The 15,445-nt window shown below is 72.2% G+C and carries 11 protein-coding genes; 8 read left to right on the plus strand and 3 right to left on the minus strand.

Features of this window, described 5'->3' with window-relative positions; genetic code table 11:
- Nucleotides 1–81 precede the first annotated feature (81 nt).
- Complete coding sequence (locus J2S57_RS15105) at nt 82–1,191, plus strand: glycerophosphodiester phosphodiesterase (protein ID WP_307243090.1); 1,110 nt, start codon at nt 82–84, stop codon at nt 1,189–1,191.
- 49 nt (nt 1,192–1,240) lie between these two features.
- Here the strand turns inward: J2S57_RS15105 and J2S57_RS15110 are convergent, their stop codons facing one another.
- Nucleotides 1,241–1,717, minus strand: coding sequence for a hypothetical protein (locus J2S57_RS15110; RefSeq protein ID WP_307243093.1), 477 nt, complete (start codon nt 1,715–1,717; stop codon nt 1,241–1,243).
- Nucleotides 1,717–3,318: a PspC domain-containing protein gene (locus tag J2S57_RS15115; RefSeq protein WP_307243096.1), complete on the minus strand. Its 1,602-nt coding sequence runs from the start codon at nt 3,316–3,318 to the stop codon at nt 1,717–1,719. Before J2S57_RS15115 ends, J2S57_RS15110 begins: the two co-directional genes overlap by 1 nt.
- A 208-nt stretch (nt 3,319–3,526) precedes the next feature.
- Here J2S57_RS15115 and J2S57_RS15120 point away from each other — a divergent pair, with 208 nt between their 5' ends.
- From J2S57_RS15120 to J2S57_RS15135, 4 genes are read left to right on the plus strand one after another with little or no spacing between them, the layout of a single operon-like run.
- Entirely contained in the window at nt 3,527–5,257 is a 1,731-nt protein-coding gene (locus tag J2S57_RS15120) for a PspC domain-containing protein (RefSeq protein ID WP_307243099.1), read from the plus strand.
- Entirely contained in the window at nt 5,254–5,973 is a 720-nt protein-coding gene (locus tag J2S57_RS15125; RefSeq protein ID WP_307243101.1) for a LuxR C-terminal-related transcriptional regulator, read from the plus strand. The genes J2S57_RS15120 and J2S57_RS15125 overlap by 4 nt, the downstream gene beginning before the upstream one ends.
- A gap of 54 nt (nt 5,974–6,027) precedes the next feature.
- Nucleotides 6,028–8,817 (plus strand): DNA helicase PcrA, encoded by a 2,790-nt coding sequence (pcrA, locus tag J2S57_RS15130; protein WP_307243103.1) that lies wholly within the window; start codon nt 6,028–6,030, stop codon nt 8,815–8,817.
- Nucleotides 8,818–8,867: 50 nt separating this feature from the next.
- The gene (locus tag J2S57_RS15135; protein ID WP_307243105.1) at nt 8,868–9,380 is read left to right on the plus strand and encodes a transglutaminase-like domain-containing protein; all 513 of its coding nucleotides are present in this window, start codon (nt 8,868–8,870) and stop codon (nt 9,378–9,380) included.
- A gap of 208 nt (nt 9,381–9,588) precedes the next feature.
- On the opposite strand, the gene J2S57_RS15140 is transcribed toward J2S57_RS15135, so the two are convergent.
- Nucleotides 9,589–10,788 (minus strand): glycoside hydrolase family 3 N-terminal domain-containing protein, encoded by a 1,200-nt coding sequence (locus J2S57_RS15140; RefSeq protein WP_307243108.1) that lies wholly within the window; start codon nt 10,786–10,788, stop codon nt 9,589–9,591.
- 283 nt (nt 10,789–11,071) lie between these two features.
- Here J2S57_RS15140 and sucC point away from each other — a divergent pair, with 283 nt between their 5' ends.
- The 3 genes from sucC to J2S57_RS15155 all read left to right on the plus strand — a co-directional run bounded on the left by sucC (nt 11,072) and on the right by J2S57_RS15155 (nt 15,404).
- Complete coding sequence (gene sucC, locus J2S57_RS15145; protein ID WP_307243110.1) at nt 11,072–12,253, plus strand: ADP-forming succinate--CoA ligase subunit beta; 1,182 nt, start codon at nt 11,072–11,074, stop codon at nt 12,251–12,253.
- A 2-nt stretch (nt 12,254–12,255) separates the two neighbouring features.
- Nucleotides 12,256–13,143: a succinate--CoA ligase subunit alpha gene (sucD, locus tag J2S57_RS15150; protein ID WP_307243112.1), complete on the plus strand. Its 888-nt coding sequence runs from the start codon at nt 12,256–12,258 to the stop codon at nt 13,141–13,143.
- A 200-nt stretch (nt 13,144–13,343) separates the two neighbouring features.
- A complete protein-coding gene (locus J2S57_RS15155; RefSeq protein ID WP_307243114.1) occupies nt 13,344–15,404 on the plus strand; it encodes a cell division protein PerM in 2,061 nt (686 codons plus the stop codon).
- Nucleotides 15,405–15,445 lie beyond the last annotated feature (41 nt).

The raw sequence follows: 15,445 nt of genomic DNA on the forward strand, positions 1-15,445 counted from the left end.
TTCGTGTCGGTCTGTGCCGCTTTGCTGCCGTGTCGGGGGCGCCGATCCGGCGAAGGTCGCCACGGGCGCCATGGAGGACAGATGGACCGTCGTACGGTCATCACCGGCCTGGCAGTCACCCCGCTCGCCGTCGCCACGGCCGAACCGGCTTTCGCGCAGTCGGTTTCGGTCAGTTCCCGGAAGGGGGCGACGCTGGTCATCGGGCACCGCGGAGCCAGCGGCTACCGGCCCGAGCACACCCTGGCCTCGTACGAGCTGGCCGCCCGGATGGGTGCCGACTTCATCGAGCCCGACGTCGTCACCACCAGGGACGGGGTGCTGGTCTGCCGGCACGAACCGGAGATCGGCGGCACCACCGACGTCGCCGACCGGCCCGAGTTCGCGGCCCGCCGGAAGACCAAGAAGCTCGACGGTGTCGACGTGACCGGCTGGTGGGCCGAGGATTTCACGGTGCGCGAGCTCAAGACCCTGTACGCCGCCGAGCGTCTGCCCGCCGTGCGTCAGGAGAACACGCTGTACCACAGGCGTCTTCGGGTGCCGACGCTCGACGAGGTGTTCCAGCTGCGGGCCGAGCTGAGCCGGAAGCTGGGCCGTCGCATCGGGATCTACCCCGAGACCAAGCACCCCACGTACTTCCGCAAACTCGGCCTGGCGCTGGAGAAGCCGCTGCTGGGCCTGGTGCGCAAGTACGGCCTGAACCACGCCGACGCGCCGATCTTCGTGCAGTCGTTCGAGACCGCGAACCTGCAGCAGTTGCGAAAGCTCGGGCTGCGGGCGCCGGCGGTGCAGTTGCTCAGTGCCACCGGCGCGCCGTACGACCTGGTGGCGGCCGGTGATCCGCGCACCTACGCCGACCTGATCACGCCCTCGGGACTGGCCGGGATCGCGCGCTACGCACAGGGTCTGGGGCCGGACAAGAACCTGGTGATCCCGCGGACCGCCTCGAACGCGCTGGGGGAGCCCACCGCGCTCGTCGGGAATGCCCACAAGGCCGGGCTTCTCGTGCATCCGTACACGTTTCGGGCCGAGAACACGTTCCTGCCGAAGGACTATCGGGTCGGCACCAACGAGAACGACTACGGCCGGGCGATCGACGAGCAGATCGCGTACCTCGAGGCCGGGGTCGACGGGGTGTTCACCGACCAGCCCGACATCGGCGTCTTCGCGCGGAGCGAGCGCGCGGCGGCCTGACGGTCCTGAACGTGCGAAACCTCCCCGTGACAGGGGAGGTTTCGCGTGCTCACTTCCGGGTGGTGCGCTTCAGGGCGGCGCCCAGCAGGGTCACGCCGGCCGCCAGCATCACCGCGAACGCCACGGCCGCCGGGTTGATCGCGACTCCGCTGAACTGGCTGGTGATCGCCGTGATGCCGATGGCCAGCAGGATCAGGCCGACGATCACGGTGTGCGTGCGGACGCCGGGGTGGCCCACCGGTGCGGGCGGCACCTGGGGCGCGGGTGGGGCGTGGTGCGGGGGTTCCGGGGCCGGGGGGACCTCGGGGCCCTGCTTCTTGGTGATGTAGCCGACGAAACCCGGCTCGGGGGAGAGGGACTCGTTCTCCGGGCGGAACGCCGGGCTCTCCGGCACCGGCGGGTTTCCGGGGGCCTCCAGGGCGGTGGTCGGCTGCGGGTCCCCGGCCGGCAGGGGCTCGGTGTGGGCCACCGGGGTGCCGGTCACCCGGCGGGTGGTCTCGTCGTCGTCAAAGGTCTGGTCCGACATCAGTTCGCTCCTTCCACTTCGGCACCGGACTGCGACACCCGGTTCATCTCGAGCTGGCCCACGCCCTGCTGCGCCACGATCTTCAGCACCGGATCGCCCTCACCGCCGGTGAAGGTGCGGCTGCGGTTGCCCGAGTCGCCCTTGACCTCGTAGGCGGCCCCGCCGGGTTCCACCATCTCGCCGGCCCCGAGCCGCGCGTCCACCTCGTAGCCGGCCCAGGCCGGCAGGTTCAGCACCAGGTGCCCGACCCCCACGTTGACCTGGATCTCGAGCGGGTCGGTGGGGGTCGCGCCCTCGAGCGCGGCCGGGGTGATGTTCAGCCGGGCCTCACCGATGGCCAGGTTGTACTGGGAGGCCGCGTCGCCGGCGCTCTTCGGCGTCCACGAGGTGGATCCGATGACGGCCATGTGCCTGCTGGTCTCCACCCCGGCGTGCTGCGCCACGGCGCCGACCGAGAGGAACAGGGTGAGCAGGATGCCCAGCCCGGCCAGACCCGGACTGCGGCGGCCCATCAGCCCGTTGGCGACGACCCCGCCGGCGATCACGGTGATCGCGGCGCCCAGGGCGGTGAGCCCGGCCCAGCCCGGCAGGTCGCCGAACGCCTCCGTCATCAGCACCACGGTGGCGACGATCAGGGCCAGGCCCAGGGTGACCTGGCGGACGCGGCGCGAGGGGGCCGTACGGGCCCGCACCAGACGCTGCGCCTCGTGGTGCTGCCAGGCGGCCTCCTCGTGCGCGGTGCGCTGCCGGTTGCCGAAGTCCTTGCCCCAGGCCGAGATCGCGTCACCGGTCTCGCGGCCCCAGCGGGCGGCCTTCTCGCCCAGCTCCCGGCTGCCCTCGGGGGTGGTCCAGTACGGAAGGCCGCTGCTGCCCGCAGCATTCGGATCGGGCTGCGCGCCGGGCTGGTTCAGCGGCTGCGCGCCGCCCCGGCCGTTCGGCTGCGGAAGGTTCCTGGCCATCCACCACAGCCCGCCGACGATCAGTACCGCCAGGATGATCGTGCCCGGGAAGCCCCAGAAGCCGGCCCCGTTGTGCGACCACGGACCGCCCCCGCCGATCGCCGCGAACGACAGCACCACCGCCGCGAAGAAGCCCGCGCTGAACCGGCCGCGGATCGCCTCCTGCAGGTGGATCCGGCCGTCTTCCTCCTGCGGCAGCAGCAGCCAGCAGATGCCGTAGAGGGCCACGCCCAGGCCGCCGACGATCGAGAGCGCCACGAAGGCACCGCGGATCAGTGTCTGGTCGATGTCGAAGCGCCGCGCCAGACCGCTCGCCACGCCGGCCACCCAGCGGCCCTCGGACGAACGGTAGGCCCCGAACTCACGCAGCCGGGCGAACGCGTCGTCACCCGGACGGCGGTGCGGTGAGCCGGGTTCCGGCGCCGGGCCCCAGCCGGTCCGGCCGTCGGGAGCACCGGGGTCGCCCGGGCCGCCGTCGGTTCCGCCGCCGGCGCCCGGTCCCGGGTTCGGCCGGCCCGGGTTCGGCTGCCCGGCGTTCGGTTGTCCTGCCGGCGGCTGGCCTCCGGTCATCGGCGCCGGCCCGGGGACGCCCGAGTCGGGCGTGCCCCAGGCGTTGCCGCCGGGTTCCTGGGTTCCGGACATCTGATGGCCCCCTCGTTCACGGTCTCTCCGGCCTGCCCGTCCGACGTGTGTCCGGACGAGGGCCGCTGGTCTGGTCTACCCACGATGCTGCTGCCCGGAGCGCCGGAAAGGGATCGGGGGTGCCCCCGAGACCACCCTGATCCGGTGGGGGAAGGGTCGCGGGTCGATCCCTGAGGGAATCGGCGTGCACCCGTGTGACGATGGCTCGGTGAGCACATCCACGCCACTGGTCGGTCCCGATCCGGTGCGTGGTCCGGGGGGCCCGTTCCCGCCGGGCCCGCCGGGTCCGTCCGGTCCGTCCCCGTTGCGCCGCCCGCCGCTGGTGCGCCCGCAGGAGAAGCGGATGCTGGCCGGGGTCGCCGCCGGGGTCGCGGTTCACCTCGGGCTGCCGGTCAACGCGGTGCGGTTCGGTTTCGTCGTGGCCGCGATCATGGGTGGCCCGGGCGCGGTGCTCTACGCCTGGCTCTGGGCCCTGGTGCCCGACTCCTCGTCCGCCGCGGCCGCCGAGGCGGCGCAGCAGGCGGCGGCGCGGGCTCCCTACTCGGGCGGCCCGATTCTGGGCACCCAGATCGGGGGACGCCCGTTCCCGGCGAACGCTCCCGGCGCACCGGCCGTAGGGATGACGGACGCGCCGGCACCCACCGCGTCCACCGCACCGGTCGGTGCGTCCGGTGAACCGAACGGGCAGACCGCCCCGGCGGACCTCGGGCCCGCGTCGGCGCATGCGCCCTCGCACCCCGAGAACGCGCCTCTGGCCAACACCTTCGAGCCGGTGCCCGACGGGTCCCCCGCCACCGTGACCACCCCGGCCGGTGAGGTGAGCGACTCCGCGACCACCACGTCCACCATCGACCCCGACCAGCAGCCCCGCAGCGTGCAGGAGACGGCCCGGGCCGCCCGCGCCGCCGCGGTGGCGGCCGCCGTCGAAGACGTGGAACGCCAGGAACGCTCGAGCCGCCACACCCGCCTGCGCGCCGACCTGTTCGCCGGCATCTGCCTGCTCGCGGCGTGCGGTGTGCTGGTGGCGAACTGGAGCGGTCTCGAGGTGGCCTCCGGCTTCACCCTGCCGCTGCTGATCGTGGCCTCCGGCGCGGTGATCGCGTACGCCCAGTTCGACGAGGCCGACCGCTCGCGCTGGTTCTCGTCGACCGGTTTCACCACCCGCGCCACCACGCTGCGGTTGATGCTCGGCGTGGTGCTCGTGGTGCTCGGCATCGTGCTGATGGTGGTGCAGAACGCCGATCCGATGGTGCTCGGGCAGACCCTGCTGGCCACGTTCGCCGTGCTGTTCGGGGTGGCCGTGGTGTTCGCGCCCTGGGGCGTGCGGTTCTGGCGCACGCTCGACGCCGAGCGCACCGGCCGGGTGCGCGAGTCCGAGCGCGCCGACATCGCCGCCCACCTGCACGACTCGGTGCTGCAGACGCTGGCCCTGATCCAGCGGCGCAGTTCCGACAGCGCCGAGGTGGCCCGGCTGGCCCGCGCCCAGGAACGGGACCTGCGCGGCTGGCTCTACGGTGGTGGCGACAACGACCCGACGATGATCTCGGCCCGGGTGGCGGCACTCGCGGCCGAGGCGGAAGACGTGCACGGAGCCGTGATCGAGGTGGTCACGGTGGGAGACCGGCCGGTCGACGAGCGAGCCGTCTCGCTGCTGTCGGCGCTGCGCGAGGCAGTCGCCAACGCGGCGCGTCACGCGGGCGGGGAGTCGGTGCGGGTGTACGTGGAGTGCATGCCCGACGGGATCGAGGCGTTCGTGCGTGACCGGGGGCCGGGCTTCGACCTGGCCGCCGTGCCGGAAGACCGGCTGGGAGTGCGGGAATCGATCATCGGCCGGATGGAACGGCACGGTGGGTCGGCCCGCGTCCGCAGCGAAGCAGGTGAAGGGACCGAGGTCCGGCTGTTGCTGCCCGACCGCGGTTCGTCTGAGGAGGAACAGTGAGTCAGGACGTCGCCGCACCCACCGTGAAGCTGCCGGTCCGGGTGGTGATCGTGGACGACCACCGGGTGTTCCGCAGCGGGGTCCGGGCCGAGCTCGCCCCCGCGGTCTCGGCGGGCAAGCTCGACATCGTCGGTGAGGCCGGGGACGTGGAGGAGGCCGTCGCCGTGGTCGAGCGGACCCGCCCCGACGTGGTGCTGCTCGACGTGCACCTGCCCGGCGGCACGATCCGGCCGGGAGGCCGGGAGGTGCTGTCCCGCTCGGCCTCGCTGACGGCCACCTCGCCCGACGCGCCGGGCACCCGCTTCCTGGCGCTGAGCGTGTCGGACGCCGCGGAAGACGTGATCGCGGTGATCCGGGCGGGTGCCCGGGGCTACGTGACCAAGTCGATCTCCGGCACCGAGCTGATCGCGGCGGTGCTCACCGTGGCGTCGGGCGACGCCGTGTTCTCGCCCCGGCTGGCCGGTTTCGTGCTGGACGCGTTCGGCACCGGCGCCGGGGAGGTGGCCCAGGTGGACACCGAGCTCGACCGGCTCAGCGCCCGCGAGCGTGAGGTGATGCGCCTGATCGCCCGGGGGTACGCCTACAAGGAGGTCGCGAAGGAGCTCTTCATCTCGGTCAAGACGGTGGAGACCCACGTGTCGGCGGTGCTGCGCAAGCTGCAGCTGTCGAGCCGGCACGAGCTGACCCGGTGGGCGGCCGACCGGCGGTTGCTGTAACTGCCGGGCTCGGCTGGTCGAGGCTGTCGGTGGGGGCACGTAGGCTGATTTCCGATGAGCACGCTATTCGATCTCCCCGACTTCCCCCCGGAGCCGCCGGCCGGCGCGAAGGGCCCGCGCAAGGCTGCCAAGAAGGCGCCCGCGCAGGCCACTCCGGAGGCGGCCCCCGCGCCCGAGAGCCTGCTGCCGCCGGGCTCGGTGGCCGCGGAGCCCACGCCGGAGTCGTCGGGATCCGCGGTCGTCTGGCCCGAGCTCGCCACCCCGGGGCTCGCCCACGGGGCGGTGTCCTCCTCGTCGGGGCCCGCCGAGTCCTCGTCCCCCGAGGCCGCCGTGCCCGCGTCCGTCTCACCCGGGCCCGCCGGCGCCTCGTCCTCCGTGCCGGAGCCCTCCCAGAAGGAGCCGGAGCCCTCCAAGAAGGAGCCGGAGCTCTCCAAGAAGGAGAAGGCGCGGCAGCTGGCCGCCGAGCGGTCGGCCCGGCGCTACCCGCTGCCCCAGCTGGTCAAGGGCGACGAGGCCCCCGCCGAAGAGGCACCCCGGCGTGACCTGCGGGCCGTCGCCCCCAACCTCGATCCCGAGAAGCTGGTCGAGGGGCTCAACGAGCAGCAGCAGGCGGCCGTGCTGCACCGCGACTCGCCGCTGCTCATCATGGCCGGCGCCGGTTCCGGCAAGACCCGGGTGCTCACCCACCGCATCGGCTACCTGCTGGCGGCGCGCGGTGTGCGCCCCGGGCAGATCCTGGCGATCACCTTCACCAACAAGGCCGCCGCCGAGATGCGTGAGCGCGTCGCCACCATGGTCGGGCCGCGGGCGAGCTCGATCTGGGTGTCCACGTTCCACTCCTCGTGCGTGCGCATCCTGCGCCGCGAGGCCCCGAACGTGGGCCTGCGCTCGAACTTCTCGATCTACGACTCGGCCGACTCCCAGCGCCTCATCGGCCTGGTCGCCCGCGAGCTCGACCTCGATCCCAAGAAGTACCCGCCGCGGGGCCTGGCCGCGCAGATCTCGAACCTGAAGAACGAGCTGATCGACGAAGAGACCAACGCCTCCAGGGTCGGCGAGGGCAGCCCCGCCGAGCGCAACCTGGCCGAGGTCTACACCGGCTACCAGCGGCGGCTGCGCCAGGCCAACGCGCTCGACTTCGACGACCTGATCATGACCACGGTCAACATCCTGCAGGCGTTCCCCGAGGTGGCCGAGCAGTACCGGCGGCGCTTCCGGCACATCATGGTCGACGAGTACCAGGACACCAACCACGCGCAGTACATCCTGATCCGCGAGCTCGTCGGCGGCGAGGCGGCCACGCAGTCCAAGCGCCCGGCCGACGCCGGCAAGCCGATCATCCCGATGGCCGAGCTCACCGTGGTGGGTGACGCCGACCAGTCGATCTACGCCTTCCGCGGCGCCTCGATCCGCAACATCATCGAATTCGAGCTCGACTACCCGCAGGCCCGCACGATCATGCTGGAGCAGAACTACCGCTCCACGCAGACCATCCTGTCCGCGGCCAACGCGGTGATCGAGAACAACCCCGACCGCAAGCCCAAACGCCTGTGGACGGCCGGGGCGCCGGGCGCGGCCATCACCGGTTACGTCGCCGACGACGAGCACGACGAGGCCGCGTTCGTCACCGAGGAGATCGAGAAGCTCGGCCGGAGCGACGGGGTCCGGCCCGGTGACGTCGCGATCTTCTACCGCACCAACGCCCAGTCCCGGGCGCTCGAAGAAGTGCTGGTGCGGGCCGGTGTTCCCTACAAGGTGGTCGGCGGCACCCGGTTCTACGAGCGCCGCGAGATCAAAGACGCGCTGGCCTACCTGCGCGTGCTGGTGAACCCGACCGACACGGTCAACCTGCGGCGCATCATCAACGTGCCCAAGCGCGGCATCGGCGACCGGGCCGAGGGCGCGATCGCGGCGCTCGCCGAGCGCGAGAACATCGCCTTCGGCGACGCGCTGCTCCGCGCCGGCGAGGCCCCCGGCATCGCGACCCGCTCGCTCACCGCGGTGCAGAAGTTCGCCGGCCTGCTCGACCAGCTGCGCACCCTGGTCGAGGGTGGCACCGACCCGGGCACCGTGCTGGAGGCCGTGCTCGAGCAGACCGGCTACCTCGACGAGCTGCAGAACAGCCAGGACCCGCAGGACGAGACCCGCGTCGAGAACCTGGCCGAACTGGTGGCCGTCACCCAGGAGTACGCCCGCACCACGCCCGAGGGCTCGCTGCAGGACTTCCTCGAGCAGGTGTCGCTGGTGGCCGACGCCGACGAGATCCCCGACGACGAGGAGACCGAGGGCGATGAGCCCAAGGAAGACGTCGGGGTGGTCACCCTGATGACCCTCCACACCGCCAAGGGCCTCGAGTTCCCGGTCGTCTTCCTCACCGGCCTCGAAGACGGCGCCTTCCCGCACATGCGCTCGCTGCAGGAGCCGAAGGAGCTGGCCGAGGAACGGCGTCTGGCCTACGTCGGCCTGACCCGGGCCGAGCAGCGCCTCTACATCACCCGCGCCGCGATCCGCAGTGCCTGGGGGCAGCCGAGCTACAACCCGCCCAGCCGGTTCCTCAACGAGATCCCGGCCGAGCTCATCACCTGGCGCCGCAGCGAGTCCACGTCGATGCGGGCGTCCACCACCCCGGCCGTGGCCCGCCTGGCCCAGCGCCCGGGCGGTGGCTCGCCGGGCAACCGCAAGGTCGTGAACCTGTCGCCGGGCGACCGCGTCACCCACGACGCGTTCGGCCTGGGCCGGGTGATCGAGGTGGTCGGTGAGGGCGACAAGACCGTCGCACACATCGATTTCGGTGAGGGCGTCAAGCGTCTGCTGCTGCGGTACGCGCCGGTGACCAAGCTGTGACGGCCGAATACCTCGCGGCGTCAGCGGTTGTCGACCACCAGTATCCGCGCGTGCGGCAGCTGGCGGCCGATCTGCGCGAGAAGCACCCCGACGACGAGTCTTTCGCCCGGGCCGCGTTCGAGTGGGTGCGCGACGAGATCCGGCACAGCATCGACGCGCGGGATCCGCGCATCACGCTGACCGCCTCCGAGGTGCTGGCCGAGGGCGTGGGGTTCTGTTACGCCAAGTCCCACCTGCTGGTGGCGCTGCTGCGGGCGCAGGGGGTGCCGGCCGGTTTCTGCTACCAGCGACTCACCGACGACGGTGACGCGTTCGTGCTGCACGGCCTGATCTCGGTGTACCTGAAAGACGGCTGGCACCGGCAGGATCCGCGTGGCAACAAGCCCGGGGTCGATGCGCGGTTCAGTCTGGGGGCAGAGCGTCTGGCCTTCGCGGTCGGCGCCCCGGGCGAGATCGACTACCCCGGGGTGCACGCCGAACCGGCCGCGGCCGTGGTGTCGGCGCTGTCCGGGGCCACCGACGCCCTGGTGCTGGCGAACGGCCACCTGCCCGCGGCCCTCTGAAGCTGTCGATCGTCGAAAGCAGCACGATCCGGCACGCCGGGCCGGGTCTCGACGCCTTCCTTTACATCCTGCGCCCACTCCCGGGTGAGGGCGCCACCGAGAGCTGGAGGCCGGAGCGGCGGGTGCGCCACGCGTCCGCCCTTCGCGGTGCGCGCCGAGGTGACCGGTGGCGCGGCGGGTGACCGCCGCGTCCACCGTTGAACCGAACTCAGCCCTCGCCGCAGGTGAGCAGACCCGCCTTCTGCTTGAGCCGCAGCACCCGCTCGACCGACGCGTCGACCTGACCCTGGAAGTCCTCGTCGGAGGCGGCCTTCCGCGACAGCGCCACCATCATCGCCCGCGCCTGGTCAGCCGGGACGGTGAGCACCAGATCACCCCCGGCCTGCACGAACCGCACCGCCCGCTGACCGGCCGAGACGTCACTGACGGCCTTGGCCGCACCCACGTCGTCGGTCATCACGACCCCGTCGTAGCCCATCGATCCGCGCAGCAGATCGGTGATCACCTTCGACGAGAACACCGCGCGGTTGTCCGGGTCGATACGGGTGTAGGTGGCCGACGACACCATCACCGCCCCCGCCCCGGCGTCGATGCCGGCCTGGAACGGGCTCAGGTAGGCATCGGTCGCGGTGGTCTTCGAGTCCACGGCGCCGCTCGAGGTGTCGGTATTGCGTGTGACCCGCCCCAGCCCCGGGAAATGCTTGACGGTGGCGATGACCCCGTTGCCCTCGAGCGCGGTGGTGACGGTGGTGATGGCCTCGGAGACCGTCTTCGCGTCGGTGCCGAACTCCCGGCCGAACACCCCGATCGGCGGGTTACGCCGCTCGAAGCCCTCCGGAACGGTGTCGGCGACCGGGGCCAGATCCATGGTGATCCCGGCCGCGGCAAGCTTTTTCGCCCAGGTTTCGGTCTCCTGCGACAGCCGCGAGGCCGACCACTCGCCCTGGGTGCGCGCATCGGGCAGTCGGCCCCAGGTGCCCCCGCGCAGCGACTGCACCGCGCCGCCCTCCTGGTCGATCGACACCAGCGGCTCGATCGTCGCCTCACCCGCCTCGATCGACGGCAGGCGGCCGATCTCCCTCTTCAGCGCGGATGCGGAACGGCCACTGCGCCCGTGCAGGAACACCGAGCCCAGGTGGCTCTTCGTCATCACCGAAACCACGTCATCGGCCGAGGTCAGCGCGGTACCGGCCATCACCAGCTGCCCGGCCTTCTCGGCGGGGCTGAGCGAGTCCAGCGCGGACTGCACGCACATGGCCGCCGGATCGGCGGTGGTGGTCGTGGCGTCGGGGGTCGGCGACGTCGTGTCGGTCGTACCGGGCAGATCCCGGCTGTCGGCGGTCGGGGAGGCGGCGGCCGTCTCCGGGGACGAGCCCGACGAGCAGGCCGTCAGCGCGAATCCCGTCACCAGCAACCCGGTGGCGGCGCGAAGCCAGTGGCCGTGCTGATTGAGGGGGTGCTGAGAGGACCGGTACCGATGTGCCGCAATCACCCGAGCAGCCTGTCATGTCCGCCGGGCCCGCGCCTGCGCCGTCCACGTGCCCGGCCGCCCGGTCGTCCGCTCGTCCGGTCGTCCGCTCGTCCGGGAAACCCGCCCGGACGTGACGCGCTCCACGGCGACATGGTCCGGACCGCGAACCTGTCCGGACTAGGCTCGGTCGTACATCCGTCCCCGTCGTTGAGGACCACCCGTGGATCTGTACGAATACCAGGCACGCGATCTGTTCGCGGCCCACGGCGTACCGGTGCTGGACGCCGTCGTGGCCGACACGCCCGAGCAGGCCGCCGAGGCTGCGAAGAAGCTCGAAGGTTCCGTCGTCGTCGTCAAGGCGCAGGTCAAGGCCGGTGGCCGGGGCAAGGCCGGTGGCGTCAAGCTGGCCAAGTCCCCGGAAGAGGCGGCCGAGCGCGCGAAGGACATCCTCGCGCTGACGATCAAGGACCTGCCCGTGCGCCGGGTCATGGTGACCCAGGGCGCGGACATCGCCGAGGAGTACTACTTCTCCGTCCTGCTCGACCGCGCCAACCGCACCTACCTCGCCATGGCCTCCCGTGAGGGCGGCATGGAGATCGAGGAGCTCGCGGTGGAGCGCCCCGAGGCCCTCGCCCGCATCCCCGTCGACGCCATCACCGGCATCGACGCGGCCAAGGCCCAGGAGATCGTCGACGCCGCGAACTTCGCCGACGAGGTGAAGCCGCAGATCATCGAGGTCATCCAGAAGCTCTGGACCGTCTTCAAGAGCGAAGACGCCACCCTCGTCGAGGTCAACCCGCTGATCAAGAGCGGCGACGGCCGGATCATCGCGCTCGACGGCAAGGTCTCGCTCGACGAGAACGCCGGCTTCCGCCACACCGAGCACGAGGCGCTGGCCGACTCGGCCGCGGCCGACCCGCTCGAGGCGAAGGCCAAGGAGAAGAACCTCAACTACGTGAAGCTCGACGGCAACGTCGGCATCATCGGCAACGGTGCGGGTCTCGTGATGAGCACCCTCGACGTCGTCGCCTACGCCGGTGAGGAGTTCGGTGGCTCCAAGCCCGCCAACTTCCTCGACATCGGCGGTGGCGCGAGCGCCGAGGTGATGGCCAACGGCCTGGAGATCATCCTCTCCGACCCGCAGGTGAAGTCCGTGTTCGTCAACGTCTTCGGCGGCATCACCGCCTGCGACGCGGTGGCGAACGGCATCGTTCAGGCGTTCGCCCTGCTGGAGTCCCGCGGCGAGGCCGTCACCCGTCCGCTCGTGGTCCGGCTCGACGGCAACAACGCCGAACTGGGCCGGCAGATCCTCACCGACGCGGGGCTCACCGGCCTCGAGCAGGTGGACACGATGGACGGCGCCGCCTCCCGCGCGGCCGAGCTCGCAGCCAAGGGAGCCTGACGATGGCGATCTTCATCGATGAGAACAGCAAGGTCATCGTCCAGGGCCTGACCGGCTCCGAGGGCAAGAAGCACGCCCAGCTGATGCTGAAGTCCGGCACGCAGGTCGTCGGTGGCGTGAACCCGCGCAAGGCCGGCACCACGGTCGAGTTCGAGGGCGGCGTCTCGGTTCCCGTGTTCGGCACGGTCGCCGAGGCGATCAAGGAGACCGGCGCCGACGTCAGCGTCATCTTCGTGCCGGCCGCCTTCACCAAGGCCGCCGCCGACGAGGCGATCGACGCGGGCATCCCGCTGGCCGTCGTCATCACCGAGGGCGTCCCGGTGCACGACACCGCGGACTTCTACCAGCACGCCGTGAACTCCGGCACCACGCGGCTCATCGGGCCGAACTGCCCGGGCCTGATCAGCCCCGGCAAGTCGAACGTCGGCATCATCCCGGCCAGCATCACCGGCCCGGGCCCGATCGGCCTGGTCAGCAAGAGCGGCACGCTGACCTACCAGATGATGTACGAGCTGCGGGACATCGGCTTCTCGTCCGGCGTCGGCATCGGTGGCGACCCCGTCATCGGCACCACGCACATCGACGCGCTCGCCGCGTTCGAGGCCGACCCCGACACCAAGGCGATCGTCATGATCGGCGAGATCGGTGGCGACGCCGAGGAGAGGGCGGCGGCCTACATCAAGGAGCACGTGACCAAGCCGGTCGTCGGCTACGTCGCGGGCTTCACCGCCCCCGAGGGCAAGACCATGGGTCACGCGGGCGCCATCGTGTCGGGTTCGTCCGGCACCGCGCAGGCGAAGAAGGAGGCCCTCGAGGCCGCCGGGGTCAAGGTCGGCAAGACGCCGAGCGAGACCGCCCAGCTGATGCGCGAGATCGTCAGCCAGCTCTGATTTTCCGCACCAGCGGTCGCGGCCACGGGTTCGCCTGTGGCCGCAGCCGTTTTGGTCGATGGTGGACGCGTCGGTGCCCCTTGCGCCTCCGGGGCACCTTTGGGTCGGGTTTGCCGGGGTAACTGTGACTCGTGCCGGATCCGGCGACACCCCCGGCGAATTCCCACGTCACGGGCGATTCCTGCATCAGCATGGCTGGAATGAGCACCGTACGGGACCGGACCGGCCTTCCCCCGAGCACCGTCGGGCACCCCCCTGTCCCGCGGCCCCACGTCCTGCTGTACTCGGCGGTCGTCGCCGCACAGGCCGCGGCCGCCTCGCTCGCCGTGGTCATGGTGCCGGTGGTGCTGGCCTGGGCCACGGCCTCCTACAGCAAGGCCCCGTGGACCGACGTCGTGGCGTTCGGCACCGGGGCCTGGCTGCTCGGCCATCACGTGGGCATCCTGCTGTCCGAGGGCAGTGTGAGTCTGGTCCCGATCGGACTGCTGCTCGTGCCGGTGATCAGCTGCTGGTTCGGCGGCGTGCGGCTGGCCCGGGGGCTCGACCCGAACGCCGAGGCCATCCGTGAGGGCATCGGCCGCGCCCGTCCGGCGGCCCCGCCGCTGAAGGCCATGGCGGTGTTCGCGTTCAGCTACGCCGGGATCGTCACCGCCGTCGCCGCGCTGTCCACCAGCCCGGCCGTGAGACCGCTTCTGGGCCAGGCGTTCGCGGGCGCGATGACGATCGTCTGTCTCGCCGGGGCGGCCGGGATGGCGGCCTGGGTGGCCGGGGGAGTGCGGCCCGGGCTGACGCTGCTGGTCGACCGCACCCGGGCCCCCAAGGTGATCCGCCGTTGTCTGCGCCCGGTGCTGATCGGTGTCGGGGTGCAGCTGCTCGCCGGTCTGGTGCTGCTCGTGGTCGCCGTGGCCCTGGGCTGGGACCGGGTCACGACCCTGCACGGCGCTCTCGGCGCCGGGGTGGTCGGCGGCGTCGTGCTGACGCTGGGTCAGCTGCTGGTGGTGCCGAACCTGATGATCTGGGCCACGTCCTACGCCACCGGCGCGGGCTTCTCGGTCGGCTCGGACACCACGGTCGCACCCGGCCGGCTCGATCTCGGTGCGCTGCCCGCGATTCCGGTGCTGGGTGCGCTTCCCGGGGCGCCGGGTTCGGAGCTGCTGTGGCTGCTGGTCGCGATCCCGGCCGTCGGTGGCGTGGTGACGGGAATTCTGGTGCTCCGGATTCCTCTGGGCCGCACATTCATTCACCTCGACGCCTCGCCGACGCGTCAGCTGATCGACCGCGTGCCGCACCACGTGCGCCTGCCGGCGGCGCGGGCCGTGGTGGCCACCGGCCTGATGACGGCGTTCTGGGCGATGCTGGGCTGGCTCTCCGGCGGTGCGGCGGGCCCGGGACGCCTCGGCACGATGGGCCCGGACCTGCTGGTCTTCGTGCTGTGGATGTCGCTGGAGTGCGGGGCGGCGATCGTGCTGACGGTGGCGGCCGGGGTGGGGGTGCGGGCGCTGAGCCGTGACCGGCGGGGGGCGGTGGACGGCGACGAGGATACATCCGGTGCGGCGGGTGCGGCGGGTGCGGCGGGTGTTGCGGGTGCCGCGGGTGCCGCGGGTGCCGCGGGCGTCTCGGGCTCAGGAGGCGTCTCAGGTTCGGGACGCGTCTCAGGTTCGGGAGGCGTCTCGGGTCTCGGTGGCCTTTCGGGGTTGGGGGCAGCCGCGGGTTCGGCGGGCAGCCCGGGTTCTGCCGGTTCTACGGGGGGCTCGGGTTCGGCGGGTGAGCCGGGCTCGTCCGGCTCGTCGGGGTTGGGTGGGCCGACGCGTGTCTCGGGGTCGCTGGGGTCGGCGCGTACGCCGGCCCCCGGGTTCGCGAGGAGGGACGAGGCGAGGACGCCGGGGTCGGGTCTGCGGACGCCGGGGTCGGGTGTGCGGACGCCGGGGTCGGGTGTGCGGACACCCGGGGCGGGACTGCGCGGGACGGGTTCAGGAACGTCCGGGCCGGGAACGCCGGGTTCAGGGACGTCGGGCCCGGGGGCGCGGGATGCGGGCGCGGTGACGCCCGGGTCGAGTTCTCGCACATCGGGTCCGCGGACGCCTGGTGCCGGAGCCGGAGGCGCCGCCCAGCGGAAGCGGGCGCTCGCACGGCGGAGGCCAGGTGGGGTGGCGGGCCGTCCGGAGTCGCCGGCCTCGCTGGCGAACGACCCGCTGGCGTGGCTGGACGAGCCGTCGTCGGGGGACACCCCGAAGAAGCCGAAACCGTCCGACCCGGCGTAGGAGGAGACCTGCGACCCGCCGCCGGAGTGCGGCGGCGGGTG

This window comes from Kineosporia succinea (assembly GCF_030811555.1).
Taxonomy (GTDB): Bacteria; Actinomycetota; Actinomycetes; order Actinomycetales; family Kineosporiaceae; genus Kineosporia; species Kineosporia succinea.

What these genes read in the sequence shown, in the direction of transcription:
- J2S57_RS15105 (WP_307243090.1), top strand. Translation starts at nt 82, where the DNA reads ATGGACCGTCGTACGGTCATCACCGGCCTGGCAGTCACCCCGCTCGCC.
- J2S57_RS15110 (WP_307243093.1), bottom strand. Translation starts at nt 1,717, where the DNA reads ATGTCGGACCAGACCTTTGACGACGACGAGACCACCCGCCGGGTGACC.
- J2S57_RS15115 (WP_307243096.1), bottom strand. Translation starts at nt 3,318, where the DNA reads ATGTCCGGAACCCAGGAACCCGGCGGCAACGCCTGGGGCACGCCCGAC.
- pcrA (WP_307243103.1), top strand. Translation starts at nt 6,028, where the DNA reads ATGAGCACGCTATTCGATCTCCCCGACTTCCCCCCGGAGCCGCCGGCC.
- sucD (WP_307243112.1), top strand. Translation starts at nt 12,256, where the DNA reads ATGGCGATCTTCATCGATGAGAACAGCAAGGTCATCGTCCAGGGCCTG.
- J2S57_RS15155 (WP_307243114.1), top strand. Translation starts at nt 13,344, where the DNA reads ATGAGCACCGTACGGGACCGGACCGGCCTTCCCCCGAGCACCGTCGGG.